Here is a 17,559-nt window from a genome sequence, read left to right as displayed (position 1 = left end):
GCGACCTCGGGGCGCTCGCGACGGTTTCTTCACACCTTCTCTGCCGACGGGCCCACGGCCCGTCGCTCAGCGCGACATCGACGGCCGCCGCGCCATCGCCGCGCGCCAGCGCAGCAACTCGGGGTGCTGTTCCCCGGGCTTGACCCGCACCACGCGGGCAAAGTCCACCGCCACCACGGCGGTGATGTCGGCAATGCTGAACTGGTCGGCGGCGATGAAATCGCGGCCGACCAGCCGCTCGTTCAGGGTCTCGAAGAACTGATGCACGCGCGCCAGCCCGCGCTGCGCGAGCTCGGGAATCTGGGCGTAGTTCACCGGCCCGGGCAGCGCCCGATCGGCCATGGCTGGCGAGCCGTTGCGCAGTGTTTCGGCAATGGCCAGCAGGCCTTCGAATTCGATGCGCCAGTTCCAGCTGGCGATCTCGGCTTTTTCCTTTGGCGTGCTGCCCATCAGCGGCGGCTGCGGGTAGCGGGCCTCCAGCCAGGCAGCGATGGCGGCGTTGTCGGTCAGCAGCAGACCGTCATCGTCATCGGTGCGTAGTGCCGGCACGGTGCATTGCGGGTTGATCGCGCGGTAGGCATCGCCCATTTGCTCACCACGGGCGAGGTCTACCTGCACGGTCTCATGGGCAATGCCCTTCTCGGCAAGCAGGATGCGCGCGCGCCGCGGGCTGGGTGCGGTAGCGCAGTCGTAGAGAATGATCATCGTCCGTCCAACTCCTGGAACTCATCGCATGAATGGCACGACAGCCTACACGCCGCCCACCGTCTGGTCCTGGAACAAGGAAAGCGGCGGCCGCTTCGCGAACATCAATCGCCCGATCGCGGGTGCCACGCATGAGAAGGACTTGCCGGTGGGGAAGCATCCGCTGCAACTCTATTCGCTGGCCACGCCCAACGGCGTGAAGGTCACGGTGATGCTGGAAGAACTGCTGGCGCTGGGCCATACCGGCGCTGAATACGACGCCTGGCTGATCCGCATCAGCGATGGCGACCAGTTCGGCAGCGGCTTCGTGGCGGTGAACCCGAACTCCAAGATTCCCGCGCTGATGGACCGCAGCGGCGACACGCCCATTCGCGTGTTCGAGTCGGGTGCGATCCTGCAGTACCTGGCCGAGAAGTTCGGCGGCGCCTTCCTGCCGACCGAGCGCGCGGCCCGCGCCGAATGCCTGTCGTGGCTGTTCTGGCAGATGGGCAGCGCGCCATACCTCGGCGGCGGCTTCGGTCACTTCTATGCCTACGCGCCCACGAAGATCGAATACGCGATCGACCGCTTCGCCATGGAGACCAAGCGCCAGCTCGACGTGCTCGACCGCCGGCTGGCCGAGAGCCGCTACCTGGCGGGCAACGACTACACCATCGCCGACATGGCTGTCTGGCCCTGGTACGGCGCGCTCGCCAAGGGGCAGCTCTACGAATCGGGCGAGTTCCTGCAGGTGAGCGAGTACAAGAACGTGCTGCGCTGGGCCGATGAAATCGCGAAGCGTCCGGCAGTGCAGCGCGGCCGCATGGTCAATCGCGCATGGGGCCAGCCGAACAGCCAGCTGCACGAGCGCCACGACGCCAGCGACTTCGAGACCCGCACCCAGGACAAGCTCGAAACGCCGACCTGAGCGCAGGAGCAACAACGATGAGCGACAAGATCCTGGTCTTCTACGGCTCGTACCGCTCTGATCGCATGGGCGTGCGCCTGGCGGACTACATCGTCGCCGGGCTCCGTGCACGTGGCGACGATGCGGAGCTGATCGACGCGAAGGCTGTCGACCTGCCCATGCTCGACCGCATGTACAAGGAATATCCGAAGGGCTCCGCGCCTGCGGCCATGGAAGCCCTGGCCGAAAAGATCCGCACGGCAGACGCCTTCGTCTTCGTCACCGGCGAATACAACTGGGGCCCGCAACCCGGCTTGAAGAACCTGACCGACCACTTCCTCGAAGAGTGGTTCTGGCGGCCCGCGGCCGTTGCCAGCTATTCGGCAGGGCGCTTCTCCGGCGTGCGCTCGGGCACGGTGTGGCATTCGATCCTGTCGGAGATGGGCATGGTCGTGGTGTCGAGCACGCTCGCGGTCGGGCCGATCTCGCAGACGCTGGATGCAGCAGGCAAGCCGACGGGGCCTGCGGGCGAATCGCTGGAGCGCTCGTTCGGCCGGTTTGCGGACGACCTGGCGTGGTGGACCGAAGCCGCGCGGGCGCAGCGGGCGCGCAAGGCGCCGCCGTACTGAGCTGCACGCCCGCGGCGGGCTGGGCGGCGCAGCTTGTTCACCGCTGTTTTTTTGGGCAAAGTGTGGAATCTCATTATAAAACAACAGCTTGCATGCCTTTTACAAGGCTCCGCATGAGTTACCCCCAAAGTTGTGCACAGAAAATGGGGACGACATCAGACTTTTCGCAATCGCGTGCAAGTTACTGATTCAATGACGTTTTCTGCCCGCCGGAAATCGCGAAAAAGTTCTCTTCGCAGCCACTTTCGGGCCCGTGAGGGCTGTTTTGCCCGCCAAGGTTGTTCACCGCTCAATTTTTGAGCAAACTAAGGAATACCCTTGTAAAACAATGACTTAAATCTGTTTTACAAGGCTCCTCATGAGTTACCCCCAAAGTTGTCCACGGAAAATGGGGACTGGATCGACTTGTTCAGCAAACGCATGCAAGTCGATGTTTTTGGGCACCGCGCTCAGTTCTCTTCGGCCAGTTGCCCGGCGTAGTGCCGGCACAAGGTTTCGACCAGCGCCTGCGCATAAATCGGCAGTGCCGCCCGGTCTCGCACCAGCAGATACCGCTCCCGCACGCACCACGCATCGCTGAGGTCGATCAGCGCGAGCTGCATGCTTTCCTGGTTGCGCCGCGCAGCCGATTCCGGCACCACGCCGATGCCCACGCCGCTGCCGATCATCCGGCACATGGCGTCGAAGCTGCCGAGCTGGATGCGCAGCTTCTGCCGCTTGCCGAGGTTGTCGGTGATCTGCGCCAGGAAGGTCTGCAGCGTGCTGCCCTGCTGCATGCCGATGGCGTCTTCATCGAGCGTCTCGGCGAATGAAATCTTCCGGCGCTTGGCGAAGCGGTGCTTGCGCGAGGTGACGAGCACCAGCCGGTCGGTGCTGAAGTGGATGGCCTCCAGCCCCAGCGTGTCGACGCGGCCGGCGACGATGCCGATGTCGGCGCGGCCGTCGAGCACGCCGCGCGGGATCTGAGCATTCGGTTTTTCCTGAAGGTCGACGTTGATGCGCGGGTTGTGCGCCAGGAAGCCCGGCAGGATCTCGGGCAGGAAGTCGGTCACCGCCGTGGTGTTGGCGAACACGCGCAGGTGGCCGCGCAGGCCGCCGCCGTATTCGAGCAAATCGTCGCGCAGTTGCTCCGTTTGATGCAGCACGAGGCGGGCGTGGTGCAGAAAGGCTTCGCCCGGCGGCAGCAGCCGTACGCCGCGGGCCTCGCGCTGCAGCAACTGCAGGCCGGCTTGCGTTTCCAGCGCCTTGATGCGCGCGCTCGCGGCGGCCAGCGACAGGTGCTGGCGCTCGGCGGCCCGCGTGAGGTTGCCGAGTTCGGCCGTGGCCACGAACAGCCGCAGGTCGGTGAGGTCGAAAAGCATCGAGCGATGTTAGGCCCCAAGCCTTCGGAATTCCAGAAGGCTGGGTTCCGAAATCGCAGATTGCGCGCAGGGGGAGGGCGAACGACCATGCGGCCATGGAGACACAACACATCATGAGATTTCGCGCCTTCGCATTGCTGGCGTTCGCAGCCGCCGCCGCGGCACTGGTCCAGGCCGGCCCGGCACGCGCCGAGGCTTATCCCTCGCGCCCCGTCACGCTGGTGGTGCCGCAAGCCGTCGGCGGCACCAACGACATCGTCGGTCGCTTCGTGGGCCAGAAGCTCGGCGAAGTAATGAACAACGCCAGCGTGGTGGTCGACAACCGTCCCGGCGCGGGCGGCAACATCGGCACGCAGCTGGTGGCCAAGGGGCCGAAGGACGGGTACACGCTGCTCATGACCATCAGCAGCAGCCAGGCCATCAACCCGGCGCTGTACAAGAACCCGGGCTTCGACCCGGTGAAAGACTTCAAGCCCGTCGGCCTCATCGGCGCGGTGCCCAATGTGCTGCTGGTCAACCCCACGTTCCCGGCGAAGAACTTCGCCGAGTTCCTGAAGCTCGCGCGGCAGAAGGGCGCCAACTACCAGTACGCCTCGGCCGGCAACGGCACGCTCAACCACCTGCTGGGCGAAATGCTCAACAGCATGGCGGGCATCTCGCTGCAGCACGTGCCGTACAAGGGTGTGGCGCCGGCGCTCAACGACGTGCTGGGCGGGCAATTGCCGATCGTGTTCGCGAGCCTGCCTTCGGCTCTTTCGCACATCAAGGCCGGCAAGCTGCGTGCGTTGGCCGTGAGCGGCGACAAGCGCTCGGCCGTGCTGCCCGACGTGCCCACCATCGCCGAGGAGGTGCCCGGCTACAACGGCACGCTGTGGATCGGCCTGTTTGCGCCCGCGGGTGTGCCGGCCGATGTGCTGGCGACATTGCAGGACGCCACGCGCAAGGCGCTGGCCTCGAAGGACCTGCGCGACAAGCTCGACCAGCAGGGCGTCGAAATTGCAGCGCCCACCACGCCCGATCAATTTTCGAAACTGCTGCAGGACGACCTCGCCAAGTGGGCGCGCATCGTCAAGGCCTCCGGTGCCGCAGTCGACTGAATGAAGCAAGACATGCCCAACGAAACTCCCACGACACCCTCCGTGATCGACAGCGAAGCACTGGCGAAGCTGCAAGCCTGGCAAGGCCGCAGCGAGACGCTGGCCGACGACATCACCGCCGCGCCCGTGCGCGCGCTCTCCGCCACGCTCGATCGCGACGATGCCCTGCCCGAAGGCGGCACGCGCCTGCCCGAGCTGTGGCATTGGCTCTACTTCCTGCCGCACCACCGCCAGTCCGAGATCGGCGAAGACGGCCACGCTAGGCGAGGCGGCTTCCTGCCGCCCGTGCCGCTGCCGCGCCGCATGTGGGCCGGGGGGCGGCTCAACTGGGAGCCCGGCAACCCGCTGCAGGTCGGCGACAGGATCGAGCGCACCTCGACCATCGCATCGGTCACGCACAAGGCGGGCCGCACCGGCGAACTGGTCTTCGTGCTCGTGCGCCACGAGGTGCGCAACGAGCGCGGCCTTGCGCTGACCGAGGAGCACGACATCGTCTACCGCGCCGCCGCGCAGCCTGGTGAAGCGGGCCCGCCACCCACGCCCGCGCCGAAGGACGCCGCCTTCAGCCGCGACATCGTGCCCGACGACGTGCTGCTGTTCCGCTATTCGGCGCTCACCTTCAACGGTCACCGCATCCACTACGACCGCCGCTACGTGACGCAGGTCGAGGGCTATCCGGGCCTGATCGTGCACGGCCCGCTGATAGCGACGCTGCTGGTCGACCTGCTGCGCCGCAACGTGCCGGGCGCGCAGCTCGCGCGCTTCGAGTTCCGCGCGGTGCGCCCGACTTTTGACATCGCGCCGTTCCGCGTGCACGGCAAGCCCGGTGCCGACGGAAAGACATTCAGCCTTTGGGGCGAAGACGCCGACGGCTGGCTCACGATGCAGGCCACGGCCGTGCTGGCCTGAGGGGAGAACCGACACATGACAAGACCCCTGGACGGCATCACCGTCATCTCGCTCGAGCACGCGATTGCCGCGCCGTTCTGCACCCGCCAGCTGGCCGACCTCGGCGCGCGCGTCATCAAGGTGGAGCGCCCCGAGGTGGGCGACTTCGCGCGGGCCTACGACGCCCGCGTGCACGGCGAGGCCTCGCACTTCGTGTGGGTGAACCGCTCGAAGGAAAGCCTCACGCTGGACCTGAAGCAACCCGCCGCGCTCGCCGTGCTGCAGGAGCTGGTGGCCGATGCCGACGTGCTGGTGCAGAACCTCGCGCCCGGCGCCGCCGCGCGCATGGGGCTCGGCGCGCAGGTGCTGCAGGCGAAGCACCCGCGGCTCATCGTCTGCGACATCTCGGGCTACGGCGAAGACGGACCGTACCGCGACAAGAAGGCCTACGACCTGCTGATCCAGAGCGAGGCGGGCTTTCTGTCGGTCACGGGCACGCCGGACGATCCGTGCAAGTCGGGCAATTCCATCGCAGACATTGCGGCGGGCATGTACGCATACACCGGCATCCTCGCGGCGCTGCTCCAGCGCGGCAAGACCGGCAAGGGCTCGCACATCGATGTGTCGATGCTCGAATCGCTCGCGGAGTGGATGGGCTACCCGATGTACTACGCCTACGAAGGCGCGCCGCCGCCGCCGCGCAGCGCCGCTTCGCACGCGACCATTTATCCCTACGGGCCGTTCCCCGCCGGCGATGGCGGCACCGTGATGCTGGGCCTGCAGAACGAGCGCGAGTGGCGCACCTTCTGCGAGAAGGTGCTGCTGCAGGCAGGGCTTGCGACCGACGCCCGCTTCGACAGCAACGCACGGCGCAATGAAAACCGCGAGGCCCTGCGCACGATCATCGTCGGGACCTTCGGCGCGCTGAGCACGGCACAGGTGCTGGAGCGGCTCGACACGGCGCAGATCGCCAACGCCCGAATGAACGACATGGCCGGCCTGTGGGCGCATCCGCAGTTGCAGGCGCGCGAGCGCTGGCGGCAGGTGGGTTCGCCGGCGGGCGAGATTCCGGCCTTGCTGCCGGCTGGTCGGCAGAGTGCGTTCGACTACCGCATGGACCCGATTCCGGCGGTCGGTGAGCACACCGAGGCGATCCTGCGCGGCCTCGGGCGCAGCGAGGCGGACATTGCGGCGCTGCGCGAGGCGAGGGCGGTGTGAGCGCGCTCGCCCTGGCACGCGCCTTTCTCTTCGTGCCTGCCGACCGGCCCGAGCGCCATGCGCGCGCGCTGGCCACCGGGGCGGGCGGCGTGATCGTCGATCTGGAGGATGCGGTGGCGCCCGAGCGCAAGGCGGCGGCGCGCGAGGCGCTCGCCACCTCGTTCGCCGCGCTGCCCGTCGCCGACCGGCAACGCCTGCTGGTGCGCGTCAATGCCGCCGGCACACCGTGGCATGACGATGACTGCGCGCAAGTCGGCGCGCTGGTGGCACAAGGCCTGATTGCGGGCGTCGTGCTGCCCAAGGCGGAGCGAGCGGCCGACCTGTCCCGGTTGGCCGGGGCCGTCGGTCCGCAGGGCGTGCTGGTGCCGCTGATCGAATCGGCCGCGGGCCTGGCGGCAGTCGATGAAATCGCGGCTGGCCTGCAGGTGCTGCGGCTCGCGTTCGGCAATCTCGATTTCCAGGCCGATATCGGCTTGGCCTGCGACGCGGACGAAGCCGAGCTGGTGCCAGTGCGCCTCGCATTGCTGCTCGCCTCGCGCCGCGCCAACCTTCCCGCGCCCATCGACGGCGTGACGCCCGACTGGCGCGACGCCCAGCGGCTGGCCGCCGACACCGCACGCGCCCGGCGCGGCGGCTTCGGCGCCAAGCTGTGCATTCACCCCGATCAGGTTGCGCCGGTGCATGCCGCGCTGGGCCCCAGCGCTGATGAACTGGCGTGGGCCCGTCGCGTGGTCGACGCCATTCGAGCATCGGGCGGCGGCGTGGTCAGCCTCGACGGGCGGATGGTCGACGCGCCCGTGGTGCGCCTGGCCGAACGCCTGCTGGCGCTCGAAGACCAGCCGGCGCCCTGACAGAACACCCATAACCATAGGAGACAAAGAAGTGACAGCAACAAAGACGACCTGGAAATTCAAGACCCTGCTCGCGGCCTCGGCCGGCGCCTGCCTGTTCGCCCTGCAATCACCCGCCATCGCGCAAGCCGCGTGGCCCGACAAGCCCATCACCATGGTCGTGCCGTACTCCGCCGGCGGCCCGACCGACGTGGTGGCGCGCATGCTGGCCATTCCCATGGGCAAGTCGCTGGGCCAGACCGTGATCGTCGAGAACACCGTGGGCGCGGGCGGCACCATCGCGCCCACGCGGGTGGCCAGGGCGGCGCCCAACGGCTACACCATCCTCATTCATCACATGGGCATGGCCACCGCGCCCGCGCTCTACAAGAAGCTCAACTACGACCCGCTGAAAGACTTCGAGTACATCGGCCAGGTGCTGGACGTGCCGATGACGCTGCTGTCGCGCAAGGACTTCCCGGCCAACAACTACCAGGAACTGCTGGCCTACGTGAAGGCCAACAAGGACAAGGTCACGCTGGCCAATGCGGGTGTGGGCGCGGTGTCGCAGCTGTGCGGCCTGCTGTTCATGAACCAGATCGGCGTGCAGCTGACGACGGTGCCGTACAAGGGCGCCGGCCCGGCGCTCAACGATCTCATGGGCGGGCAGGTCGACCTGCTGTGCGACCAGACCACGCAGACCGCGCCGGTCATCAAGGACGGCAACCGCGTGAAGGTGTTCGGCGTGACCACGCCGCAGCGCCTGTCGAGCATGCCCAACATCCCGACGCTGGACGAGCAGGGCCTCAAGGGCTTCGACGTGCGGGTGTGGCACGGCATGTATGCGCCCAAGGGCACGCCGCCCGCCGTGATCGAGAAGCTCAACGTTGCCTTGCGCGCCGCGCTGCAGGACGACATGGTCAAGCACCGGCTTGCCGAACTCAGCTCGGAAATCGTGCCGCTGGACAAGCAGACGCCGGAAAGCCTGCGCACGCACCTCACGGCAGAGGCTGCGAAGTGGGGCAAGGTGATCCGCGCCGCGGGCGTGCAGGCGGATTGATTGTTCAGGCGGGCGGCGGCTCCGGCTGAGCCCGCAGCGTCTCGTCGAACAGAGCGAGCAGGTGCCGCGCGAACACGTCCATGTTCGCCGGCCGGTCGCTGTCGCCGGCCTCGATGGTGCGGCTCACCGTGACCGCGCCGACCACGGCGATGCACACGTGCCCCGGCGCATCGCCGTACGGGCTGCCTGACGGGCCGGCCGCGCCGCTTTCGGCGATGCCCCAGGTGGTGTGGTGGGTGTCGCGCATCCGGCCGGCGACGAGCAGGGCGTAGGGCTCGGTTTCGCCGCGCATGCCGGTCATGTCTTCCGCGGTCAGGCCCAGCAGCGCCCGGCCGGCGCGCCGCGAATAGACGACGGCGCCGCCGCGGAAGTAGGCCGATGCGCCCGGAATGGCGAGCAGCGCAGCCGACACGAGGCCGCCTGCGGAAGATTCGACGACAGAGACCGTCTGGCCCCGTGCGCGCAGTGTTTCGCCGATACGCGCGGCGAGCACCGGTAGCGGTTCGGGCAGGGCGGGTGCGGTCATGGCGCCTGGAAACGGGAGCCGGGCCGTTTCACGTACGCCGGCGCGCGCTCATGGCTCGCCGTGTCTCCGTAGATCGTGTCCGCCGGGTAGTACTCGGCCTGCAGCTGCACCCGGGCTGCGGCTTCCTCGCCCGCGGTATGGGCGATGAAGGCCAGCATCAGGTCGGTACCGGCCGATACCCCGGCCGATGTCCAGACGTTGCCGTCACGCACGAAGCGCTGCTCGACCACCTTCACGTCGCCCAGTGCGCGCAGGCGGTCCAGCGATCCCCAGTGCGTGGTCGCGGTCTTGCCCGAGAGCAGCCCGGCCGCGTGCAGCACGAAAGCGCCGGTGCACACCGACATCAGCGTCTGGCAGCCCGGTGCCTGGTCGGCCAGGAAGCGCGTCATGGCGGGGTTGTCGACCTCGCGGCGCGTGCCCATGCCGCCGGGCACGAGCAGGCAGTCGAGAGGCGGGCAATCGGCAAAGGACGCGTGCGGGTTGATGGACAGGCCCTTGGCGCAGACCACCGGTTCGCGCTTTTCGGCCACGATCAGGCAGTGCTCGGGACCGGCGGCCAGCTTGCTCCACATGGTGAGCATTTCCCAGGGGCCGACGAAGTCGAGTTCCTCGACGTCGGGGAAGACGATGATCCCGAAATTCATACTTTCGAACTCCTTGGGTGTTGCCGCTTGCACGGGCTTGCACAAGAACAGACAGTGCGAGGATAGAGGCTGGGCACGAAGGCCGCTCTTCGTGACAGCTGGTTGCAAGCTTGGCTCAGTGTTTTCCTCAGAGGACGCAGGCTTGAAACTCGCTAGAGTGAAGGCGGCCGTTCAGGCTTTTGCTACGTACACAAAGGAAATCTTATGAGCAAGAAAGTTGCATATGTCACCGGGGGCATGGGTGGCATCGGAACAGCCATCTGCCAGCGTCTGCACAAGGACGGGTTCACCGTGATCGCCGGTTGCGGCCCCACGCGCGACTACGCCAAGTGGCTGGCCGAACAGAAAGCCGAAGGCTTCGAGTTCCACGCGTCGGTCGGCAATGTCGGCGACTGGCAATCCACCGTCGAGGCCTTCTCTGCCGCCAAGGCAGCGCATGGCGCCATCGATGTGCTGGTCAACAACGCCGGCATCACGCGGGACCGCATGTTCCTGAAGATGACGCCCGAAGACTGGAGCGCGGTGATCGAGACCAACCTCAACAGCATGTTCAACGTCACCAAGCAGGTGGTGGGCGACATGGTCGAAAAGGGCTGGGGCCGCATCATCAACATCAGCTCGGTCAATGGCGCCAAGGGCCAGGCGGGCCAGACCAACTACTCGGCGGCCAAGGCCGGCATGCACGGCTTCACCATGGCGCTGGCGCAGGAACTGGCCAACAAGGGCGTGACGGTCAACACCGTGAGCCCGGGCTACATCGGCACCGACATGGTCAAGGCCATCCGCCAGGAAGTGCTCGACAAGATCGTGGCCACCATCCCGGTCAAGCGCCTGGGCGAGCCGAGCGAAATCGCCTCGATCATCGCGTGGCTCGCCACCGACGAAGGCGGCTACAGCACCGGGGCCGACTTCTCGGTCAACGGCGGCCTGCACATGCATTAAGCATGCTGACTTGCACCTGATCGACAAAACCCGCTTCGGCGGGTTTTTTCATTTGATCGATGCGGGTTCCACGGATAGAAAGCCGCCAACACGCGTCCTACAGTGTCCAACCCTCCGGAGGCAAAAATGGAAAACACAACAAGCACACCCGCCAGAAAGCTCCCGCTCTACCGTTCGCTCTACGTGCAGGTGATCACCGCGGTGATCATCGGCGTGCTGCTCGGCCACTTCTATCCCGCGGCCGGCGAGGCGATGAAGCCGCTGGGCGACGGCTTCATCAAGCTGATCAAGATGATCATCGCGCCGATCATCTTCTGCACGGTGGTGGTGGGCATCGCCGGCATGGAAGACATGAAGAAGGTCGGCAAGACCGGCGGCCTGGCGCTGCTGTACTTCGAGGTCGTCAGCAGCATCGCGCTCATCGTCGGGCTGGTGCTGGTCAACGTGCTCAAGCCCGGTGCGGGCATGAACGTCGACCCGGCCACTCTCGACACCAAGTCGATCGCCTCCTACACCGGTCCCGGCAAGATGACCGGCACGGTCGACTTCATCCTGAACATCATCCCCAACACGCTCGTCGACGCGTTCGCCAAGGGCGAGATCCTGCAGGTGCTGCTGATCGCTGTGCTGTTCGGCTTTGCGCTGCACCGCTTCGGCGGCCGCGGCACGCTGGTGTTCGACGTGATCGAGAAGGGCTCGCACGTGCTCTTCGGCATCGTCAACTACATCATGAAGCTGGCACCCATCGGTGCCTTCGGCGCGATGGCATTCACCATCGGCAAGTACGGCCTGGGCAGCCTGTTCTCGCTCGGCAAGCTGATGGGCACGTTCTACCTGACCTGCCTGCTGTTCATCTTCGTGGTGCTGGGGCTCATTGCAAGGTTCCACGGCTTCAGCATCTGGAAGTTCATCAAGTACATCAAGGAAGAACTGCTGATCGTGCTGGGCACCTCGTCGAGCGAGTCGGTGCTGCCGCGCATGATGGAGAAGATGGAGAACCTGGGCGCGAACAAGACCTGCGTGGGCCTCGTGATTCCCACGGGCTATTCGTTCAACCTCGACGGCACCTCGATCTACCTGACGATGGCGGCGGTGTTCATCGCCCAGGCGACCAACACGCCGATGACGCTCACGCAGGAGATCACGCTGCTGGCCGTGCTGCTGCTCACGTCGAAGGGTGCGGCGGGCGTCACCGGCAGCGGCTTCATCGTGCTGGCGGCCACGCTGTCGGCGGTGGGCCACGTGCCGGTGGCGGGGCTCGCGCTCATCCTGGGCATCGACCGCTTCATGTCGGAGGCGCGCGCGCTCACCAACCTGATCGGCAATGGCGTCGCCACCATCGTGGTTGCCAAGTGGACCAACGAGCTTGACGAGACGCGGCTGCAGGCGGGGCTCAACAACGAGACTTGGGTAGAGGCGCAAGAGCCTGAGACGTTGGATGCCGCTCGCACCAGCAAGATGGCCGGCTGATCTCTCGGCACGACAGCCGGGCCCCGGACAAGATGGCCGTGTGAAATAAAAGGGCAGACATCGTTCCTGCAAAATGGAGCGATGCCCCACAGCGTTTCCCTCATCAACACGATTGCCGCCGGCTTGGGGTTGGCGTTGGTGTTCGGATTCCTGGCAGCCAAGCTGCGGCTGCCCGCGCTGGTCGGCTACCTGTTGGCGGGCGTGATCATCGGGCCGTTCACACCGGGCTTCGTGGCCGACGCGGAAATCGCCGCCCAGCTTGCCGAAATCGGCGTCATGCTGCTGATGTTCGGCGTAGGCCTTCATTTTTCCCTCGACGACCTGCTGGCCGTACGCAAGATCGCACTGCCCGGCGCGATCGCGCAGATCGGCGTGGCCACGCTGCTCGGCGGTGGGCTGGCCCTGTGGTGGGGCTGGAGCCCCGGCGCGGCACTGGTGTTCGGGCTCGCGCTGTCGGTGGCGAGCACGGTCGTGCTGCTGCGCGCGCTCGAAAGCCTGGGCATCCTCGATTCATTTACGGGCCGCATCGCCGTCGGCTGGCTCGTGGTCGAAGACCTGGCGATGGTGCTGGTGCTCGTGCTGTTGCCGCCGCTGGCGGGCACGCTGGGCGGGCAGGGTGCGCAGCAGGCCGGGCCGGCCGATCCGCTGTGGCAGACGCTGGGCCTCACGCTGCTGCAGGTCGGCGGCTTCGTGGCGCTGATGCTGGTGGTGGGGCGGCGCGTGTTCCCGTGGATCCTCTGGCAGGTCACGCGGACCGGCTCGCGCGAGCTGTTCACGCTGTGCGTGGTGGCCGCTGCCGTGAGCATCGCTTTTGCCTCGGCGGCGCTGTTCGGCGTGTCGTTTGCGCTGGGCGCCTTCTTCGCCGGCATGGTGATGCGCGAGTCGCAGTTTGCCCACCGCGCCGCGCAAGAGTCGCTGCCGCTGCGCGACGCCTTCGCGGTGCTGTTCTTCGTGTCGGTCGGCATGCTGTTCGACCCGTCGGTGCTGATCGAGCGGCCGCTGCAGGTGTTGGCGGTGGTGCTGGTCATCGTGCTGGGCAAGTCGCTCGCGGCCTGCGCGCTGGTGCTGGTGTTCCGCTACCCGCTGGGCACGGCGCTCACGGTGAGCGCCAGCCTGGCGCAGATCGGCGAGTTCTCGTTCATCCTGGCCGGGCTGGGCGTGTCGCTGGGCCTGCTGCCGGTGGAGGGCCAGAGCCTGGTGCTGGCGGGTGCGCTGATTTCCATTGCCACCAACCCGTTGTGGTTCAGCCTGATCGGGCCGATGCAGAAGTGGCTCCATGCCCGTTCGTCCTTCGCGCGCGGGCTCGAATCGCGCGACGACCCGCTGGCCGAACTGCCCATGACCACCGAGGCCAAGTACCTCTCGCGGCAAGTGGTGCTGGTGGGCTACGGCCGCGTGGGGCGCCGCATTGCGGCCGAACTCGACGCGCACGACATTCCCTACGTGGTGGCCGAGCAGAACCGCGAGCTTGTCGAAAAGCTGCGCGAGGCCGGCACGCCGGCCGTGTGGGGCGACGCGGCCGACCCGGCGGTGCTGATCCAGGCGCACATCGCGCGCGCCCGCGTGCTGGTGGTGGCCACGCCCGACGCCATGAACGTGCGCCAGATGATGGAGACGGCGCGCACGCTCAACCCCACCATCCAGACCGTGATCCGCAGCCACAACGAGCAGGAGGCCCGGCTGCTCACGCAGGAAACCTCTGCCACCGTGTTCCTCGGCGAGCACGAACTCGCCCAGGCCATGGCCCGTGATGTAGTCCAGCGCGCCGTGTCGATGGCCGTGCCGGCTTGAAGACGCCTGCTTTCCTCTTCTTCTCAGAGGTCTTCGATGACCAGCGTGCGGTAGCGCTGGGCGATGGAATAGGGCACGGTGCGCACCAGTTCCATCAGGCGTTCGGCGGCAGCGCCGTCTCTTGTCCTCACCAGCAGGCCCGTGTGGCCGTCGCGCGCCAACTCGGTATAGGCGCGTACCGTCGCGGCGTCGGTGCCGGCGGAGGGCAGGGGGTTGTCGGATGTCTTCGCGGTCGGGGCGATTTCGGCCAGCACCGTTTGCGCGGGCAGCAGATAGACCTCGTCGCCACTCATGCCTTTTTCGATCAGGCGGTGGCCGATGCGGTCGGCGTCTTCCGCACTCGGAAACATCACCATCGAGTAGCCGGTCGGGTAAAAGGCCCCGCCGATGCTCGATCGCATGCCCGGTTCAAGAGTGAAATGCTTCATGCTGCCTCCTGTTCTTGGAAAGGCTTCTGAAAGGTCCCTGACTACAACATTAGGTCGCACCGGCACCGGGCTCTGTAGGAGAAACCCGAAAGCACTGTCAACCGCGTGCGTACCCCGCCCATTCAAAAAAGAACCGACAACCTTGTCAGCCACTCTTACCTCCATGCCCTCATCGAGAAACATCGCGCTCACCGTCCATGAACTGGAGGCGGGCGAGTTCTACTGGGTGCTGATGGAGGCGGTCGACGACACGCCTGGCGAGACCTCCCACGTCTATGTGCCGCTGGAGGCAGCCCACGATCCCTATGCCACCTATTCGAACGCGCTGGTGGCGGGCGTGGCCGTGATGCGGCGGCTGTTCGGACCCGACGGAAGGCCTGCCTGAGGCCCATCAGAGGCCTTCGGCGGAAGGCCTCTCCCTATAATCCCGCCGTTCTGGTGCGTTAATTCTTATTAATCCCGCCAGGCAACACGGTTCGAAGGTGCCCCGCACGCCATCTCATGGCCACGGGGTTAAACGGGAAGCAGGTGCGCCGCGTCGTTCATTCTTGATTGATTGACGCTGCAACTCCTGCGCTGCCCCCGCAACGGTCAGCGGATCTGGAAACCCTCATGCTTATGCCTCCCAGACGGCACGGGCAGCCACTGCGCTTCGGCGTGGGAAGGCGAGGGTTTCGGCCGCGGTGTGCATCCATTCATTGATTGATTGGCACGCCGCGGCGCTCCGCAAGCCCGGATACCGGCCTTCGCAACCGCCTTCGGACGCTGCGGGAGTGCGTGTCCGGGCCTGCCACCGCTTCGCGCTCGCGCGTACCGTCGCAGTCCCTTCGCCTCTTCCGCCGCGTCCTCTATCGGTCAGGAGCCTGCGGGGACGCGGGCCGGAGGAGAAGTCACATGGGTCATGCATCGCCAGCGCGCGATCGCACGGGCGCGCCGCTGCGTTGGACGCGCCTTTCGGGTCTTTCACTGGGTCTGGGGCTGGTTTTCGGGCCTTCCGCGGTCTTCGCGCAGTCGTCGGGTGAAGCAGCCAGCAGCAACAGCCAGAGCCTCAAGCCTGTGCAGGTCGAGGCCGAACGGCATACCCCGCTCGCCATCGACGAACCCTCGCACACCGGCAGCCGCCTCGGCCTCACGCCGCTGGAAACGCCGGCCAGCATCGAAGTGCTGACGGGCGATACCATCCGCGCACGCGGCGACGTCTCGGTGATCGATGCCGCCACCCGTGCCACCGGCATCACCGGCACGCCCGGCCCCGGCAACGGCGGCACCGCGATGGTGGCGCGCGGCTTCTCGGGCCACGGCTCGGTGATGCAGCTGTTCGACGGCACGCGCCTCTACGCAGGCGCGGGCACTGTCACCTTCCCGTTCGACACCTGGTCTGTCGACCGCATCGAGGTGCTGCGCGGCGCGGCCTCGGTGATGTACGGCGAGGGTGCCATCGGCGGCGCCATCAACGTGGTGCCCAAGAAGCCGACGCGCGGCCCGATCCAGAACGAGGCGCTGGTCACGGTGGGCTCCGACGCCACCCGCCAGGTGGCCTTTGGCAGCGGCGGGGCGATCAACGACAAGCTCTCCTACCGCTTCGACATCAGCCACCGCCAGACCGACGGCTTCATGCAGCGCGGGCAGGCCGAGAGCCTGGCCGTGGGCGCGGCCGTGCGGCTCGACGTGTCGCCGCAGCTGCAGTTCACGCTGTCGCACGACGAGGGCCGGCAGTCGCCGCAGCGCTACTTCGGCGTGCCGCTGATCGACGGCCGCCTGAGCAGCCAGACGCTGCGCCAGAACTACAACGTCGACGATTCGGAAATCAAGTACCGCGACAAGTGGACCCGGCTCGACGCCCAGTGGACGCCCAACAGCGCCGTCACCGTGCGCAACCAGCTCTACCGGCTGGAGAGCAAGCGCCACTGGCGCGACAGCGAGACCTACACCTACAACGCCACCACGCGGCGCGTGACGCGCGGCGACTACCTGGAAATCGGCCACGACCAGGAGCAGATCGGCAACCGCACCGACGCGACCTTCAAGCACAGCCTGTTCGGCCTGGCCAACCAGGTGCTGGTGGGCTTCGACGCGAATCACATCAACTTCCAGCACAGCAACGATTCACCGTACGGCGGGCGCTCGGTGGTCGACCCCTTCGCCTTCAACCCCGGCTACTACGTGTCGCCCGTGGCCTACACGCCGCGCTACCGGACCAAGACCGACACCTACGCCTTCTTCACCGAAGACAAGCTGGCCTTCAACGAGCAGTGGTCGGTGGTGGGCAGCCTGCGCTGGGACCATGCCAAGGTGGCGCGCGCCGACCTGCAGAACGCAGCCAACAACCTCGGCAAGACCTTCGAGTACGCCACCGGCCGCCTCGGCGTGGTGTATGCGCCCGATGTGTCGCAGTCGTTCTATGCGCAGGTGGCGCGCGCGGCCGACCCGCTGACCTCGCTCATCTCCACCTCGGCCACGCAGGTGCCGTTCGAGCTCAGCACCGGCCGGCAGGTCGAGGTTGGCTACAAGCGCCAGCTGGCCGACAACCGCGGGGCCTGGACCGTGGCGGCCTATCGCATCGAGAAGACCAAGCTGCTCTCGCGCGACGCGACCGATCCGACCACCACCCAGCAGATCGGCAAGCAGTCGTCCGAAGGCATCGAGGCCACGCTCGACCTGGCGCTCACCTCGACGCTGCGGCTCGAAGCCAACGTGGCCAAGCTGCGCGCGCGCTATGACGACTTCAACGAAGTCGTCAGCGGGCGCCTCGTCTCGCGCGCGGGCAACACGCCCACTGGCGTGCCCGAAGAGGCCGCGAATCTCTGGCTCAACTGGCGCTTCCTGCCGCAGTGGGAGGCCGATTTCGGCGTGCGCTACGTCGGACCACGCCAGGTCGATACGGCCAACTCGCGCAAGATCGGCTCCTACACGGTGGCCGATGCGGGCGTGAGCTGGCAGGCGAATCCTTCGCTGAAGCTTGCGCTGCGCGCCTACAACCTGGCCGACCGCCGCTACGCGGTGTCGTTCTCGAACGGCGGCAACCAGTGGTTGCTGGGCCGCCCGCGTTCGTTCGAGCTGTCGGCTCTGGTCAACTTCTGAGCG

Annotated in this window: 17 protein-coding genes and 1 riboswitch; of the genes, 12 read left to right on the top strand and 5 right to left on the bottom strand. The window is 66.8% G+C overall.

Annotation, left to right across the window (positions count from 1 at the left end; translation table 11 throughout):
• Positions 1–66 precede the first annotated feature (66 nt).
• The gene (locus BLV60_RS08030; protein WP_093052633.1) at positions 67–705 is read right to left on the bottom strand and encodes a glutathione S-transferase family protein; all 639 of its coding nucleotides are present in this window, start codon (positions 703–705) and stop codon (positions 67–69) included.
• A 28-nt stretch (positions 706–733) separates the two neighbouring features.
• Here BLV60_RS08030 and yghU point away from each other — a divergent pair, with 28 nt between their 5' ends.
• Entirely contained in the window at positions 734–1,612 is an 879-nt protein-coding gene (yghU, locus tag BLV60_RS08025) for a glutathione-dependent disulfide-bond oxidoreductase (protein ID WP_093052630.1), read from the top strand.
• A 17-nt stretch (positions 1,613–1,629) separates the two neighbouring features.
• Positions 1,630–2,220, top strand: a complete 591-nt coding sequence (locus tag BLV60_RS08020) for an NADPH-dependent FMN reductase (RefSeq protein WP_093052627.1) — start codon at positions 1,630–1,632, stop codon at positions 2,218–2,220.
• Between the two features lie 449 nt (positions 2,221–2,669).
• On the opposite strand, the gene BLV60_RS08015 is transcribed toward BLV60_RS08020, so the two are convergent.
• A complete protein-coding gene (locus tag BLV60_RS08015; RefSeq protein WP_093052624.1) occupies positions 2,670–3,581 on the bottom strand; it encodes a LysR family transcriptional regulator in 912 nt (303 codons plus the stop codon).
• A gap of 113 nt (positions 3,582–3,694) precedes the next feature.
• Here BLV60_RS08015 and BLV60_RS08010 point away from each other — a divergent pair, with 113 nt between their 5' ends.
• The 5 genes from BLV60_RS08010 to BLV60_RS07990 are packed head-to-tail and all read left to right on the top strand — an operon-like array spanning position 3,695 to position 8,674.
• The gene (locus BLV60_RS08010) at positions 3,695–4,678 is read left to right on the top strand and encodes a tripartite tricarboxylate transporter substrate binding protein (protein WP_093052621.1); all 984 of its coding nucleotides are present in this window, start codon (positions 3,695–3,697) and stop codon (positions 4,676–4,678) included.
• Positions 4,679–4,690: 12 nt separating this feature from the next.
• Positions 4,691–5,587 (top strand): HTD2 family dehydratase, encoded by an 897-nt coding sequence (locus BLV60_RS08005; protein ID WP_093053194.1) that lies wholly within the window; start codon positions 4,691–4,693, stop codon positions 5,585–5,587.
• A gap of 15 nt (positions 5,588–5,602) precedes the next feature.
• Positions 5,603–6,784, top strand: a complete 1,182-nt coding sequence (locus BLV60_RS08000; RefSeq protein ID WP_093052618.1) for a CaiB/BaiF CoA transferase family protein — start codon at positions 5,603–5,605, stop codon at positions 6,782–6,784.
• Positions 6,781–7,635 carry an HpcH/HpaI aldolase/citrate lyase family protein gene (locus tag BLV60_RS07995; RefSeq protein ID WP_093052615.1) on the top strand — a complete coding sequence of 285 codons (855 nt, stop codon included), beginning with the start codon at positions 6,781–6,783 and terminating at the stop codon, positions 7,633–7,635. The genes BLV60_RS08000 and BLV60_RS07995 overlap by 4 nt, the downstream gene beginning before the upstream one ends.
• Positions 7,636–7,666: 31 nt before the next feature.
• Positions 7,667–8,674 (top strand): tripartite tricarboxylate transporter substrate-binding protein, encoded by a 1,008-nt coding sequence (locus BLV60_RS07990; protein ID WP_093052612.1) that lies wholly within the window; start codon positions 7,667–7,669, stop codon positions 8,672–8,674.
• 4 nt (positions 8,675–8,678) lie between these two features.
• Here the strand turns inward: BLV60_RS07990 and BLV60_RS07985 are convergent, their stop codons facing one another.
• Together BLV60_RS07985 and BLV60_RS07980 are read right to left on the bottom strand one after the other, a co-directional pair.
• Positions 8,679–9,200, bottom strand: coding sequence for a CinA family protein (locus tag BLV60_RS07985; RefSeq protein WP_093052609.1), 522 nt, complete (start codon positions 9,198–9,200; stop codon positions 8,679–8,681).
• Complete coding sequence (locus BLV60_RS07980) at positions 9,197–9,844, bottom strand: DJ-1/PfpI family protein (RefSeq protein WP_093053191.1); 648 nt, start codon at positions 9,842–9,844, stop codon at positions 9,197–9,199. The genes BLV60_RS07985 and BLV60_RS07980 overlap by 4 nt, the downstream gene beginning before the upstream one ends.
• 204 nt (positions 9,845–10,048) lie before the next feature.
• Between BLV60_RS07980 and phbB the strand changes: the two genes are divergently transcribed.
• From phbB to ybaL, 3 genes are all read left to right on the top strand, one after another.
• Entirely contained in the window at positions 10,049–10,786 is a 738-nt protein-coding gene (gene phbB / locus BLV60_RS07975; protein WP_093052606.1) for an acetoacetyl-CoA reductase, read from the top strand.
• Between the two features lie 126 nt (positions 10,787–10,912).
• Positions 10,913–12,256, top strand: a complete 1,344-nt coding sequence (locus tag BLV60_RS07970) for a dicarboxylate/amino acid:cation symporter (RefSeq protein WP_093052603.1) — start codon at positions 10,913–10,915, stop codon at positions 12,254–12,256.
• Positions 12,257–12,337: 81 nt separating this feature from the next.
• Positions 12,338–14,047 carry a cation:proton antiporter domain-containing protein gene (ybaL, locus tag BLV60_RS07965; RefSeq protein ID WP_093052600.1) on the top strand — a complete coding sequence of 570 codons (1,710 nt, stop codon included), beginning with the start codon at positions 12,338–12,340 and terminating at the stop codon, positions 14,045–14,047.
• 23 nt (positions 14,048–14,070) lie between these two features.
• Here ybaL and BLV60_RS07960 read toward each other — a convergent pair whose 3' ends face one another.
• Positions 14,071–14,475: a hypothetical protein gene (locus BLV60_RS07960; RefSeq protein ID WP_093052597.1), complete on the bottom strand. Its 405-nt coding sequence runs from the start codon at positions 14,473–14,475 to the stop codon at positions 14,071–14,073.
• A gap of 163 nt (positions 14,476–14,638) precedes the next feature.
• On the opposite strand from BLV60_RS07960, the gene BLV60_RS07955 reads away from it, so the two are divergent.
• Together BLV60_RS07955 and BLV60_RS07950 are read left to right on the top strand one after the other, a co-directional pair.
• Complete coding sequence (locus tag BLV60_RS07955; RefSeq protein ID WP_093052594.1) at positions 14,639–14,860, top strand: hypothetical protein; 222 nt, start codon at positions 14,639–14,641, stop codon at positions 14,858–14,860.
• A gap of 78 nt (positions 14,861–14,938) precedes the next feature.
• A riboswitch (cobalamin riboswitch) is annotated at positions 14,939–15,238 on the top strand.
• A 131-nt stretch (positions 15,239–15,369) separates the two neighbouring features.
• Positions 15,370–17,556 carry a TonB-dependent receptor gene (locus tag BLV60_RS07950; protein ID WP_093052591.1) on the top strand — a complete coding sequence of 729 codons (2,187 nt, stop codon included), beginning with the start codon at positions 15,370–15,372 and terminating at the stop codon, positions 17,554–17,556.
• Positions 17,557–17,559 lie beyond the last annotated feature (3 nt).

Source organism: Variovorax sp. YR634, assembly GCF_900106655.1.
Classification (GTDB): Bacteria; Pseudomonadota; Gammaproteobacteria; order Burkholderiales; family Burkholderiaceae_C; genus Variovorax.
Note: the sequence above shows the minus strand (reverse complement) of the source record. Positions and strands in the feature narration are given on the sequence as shown.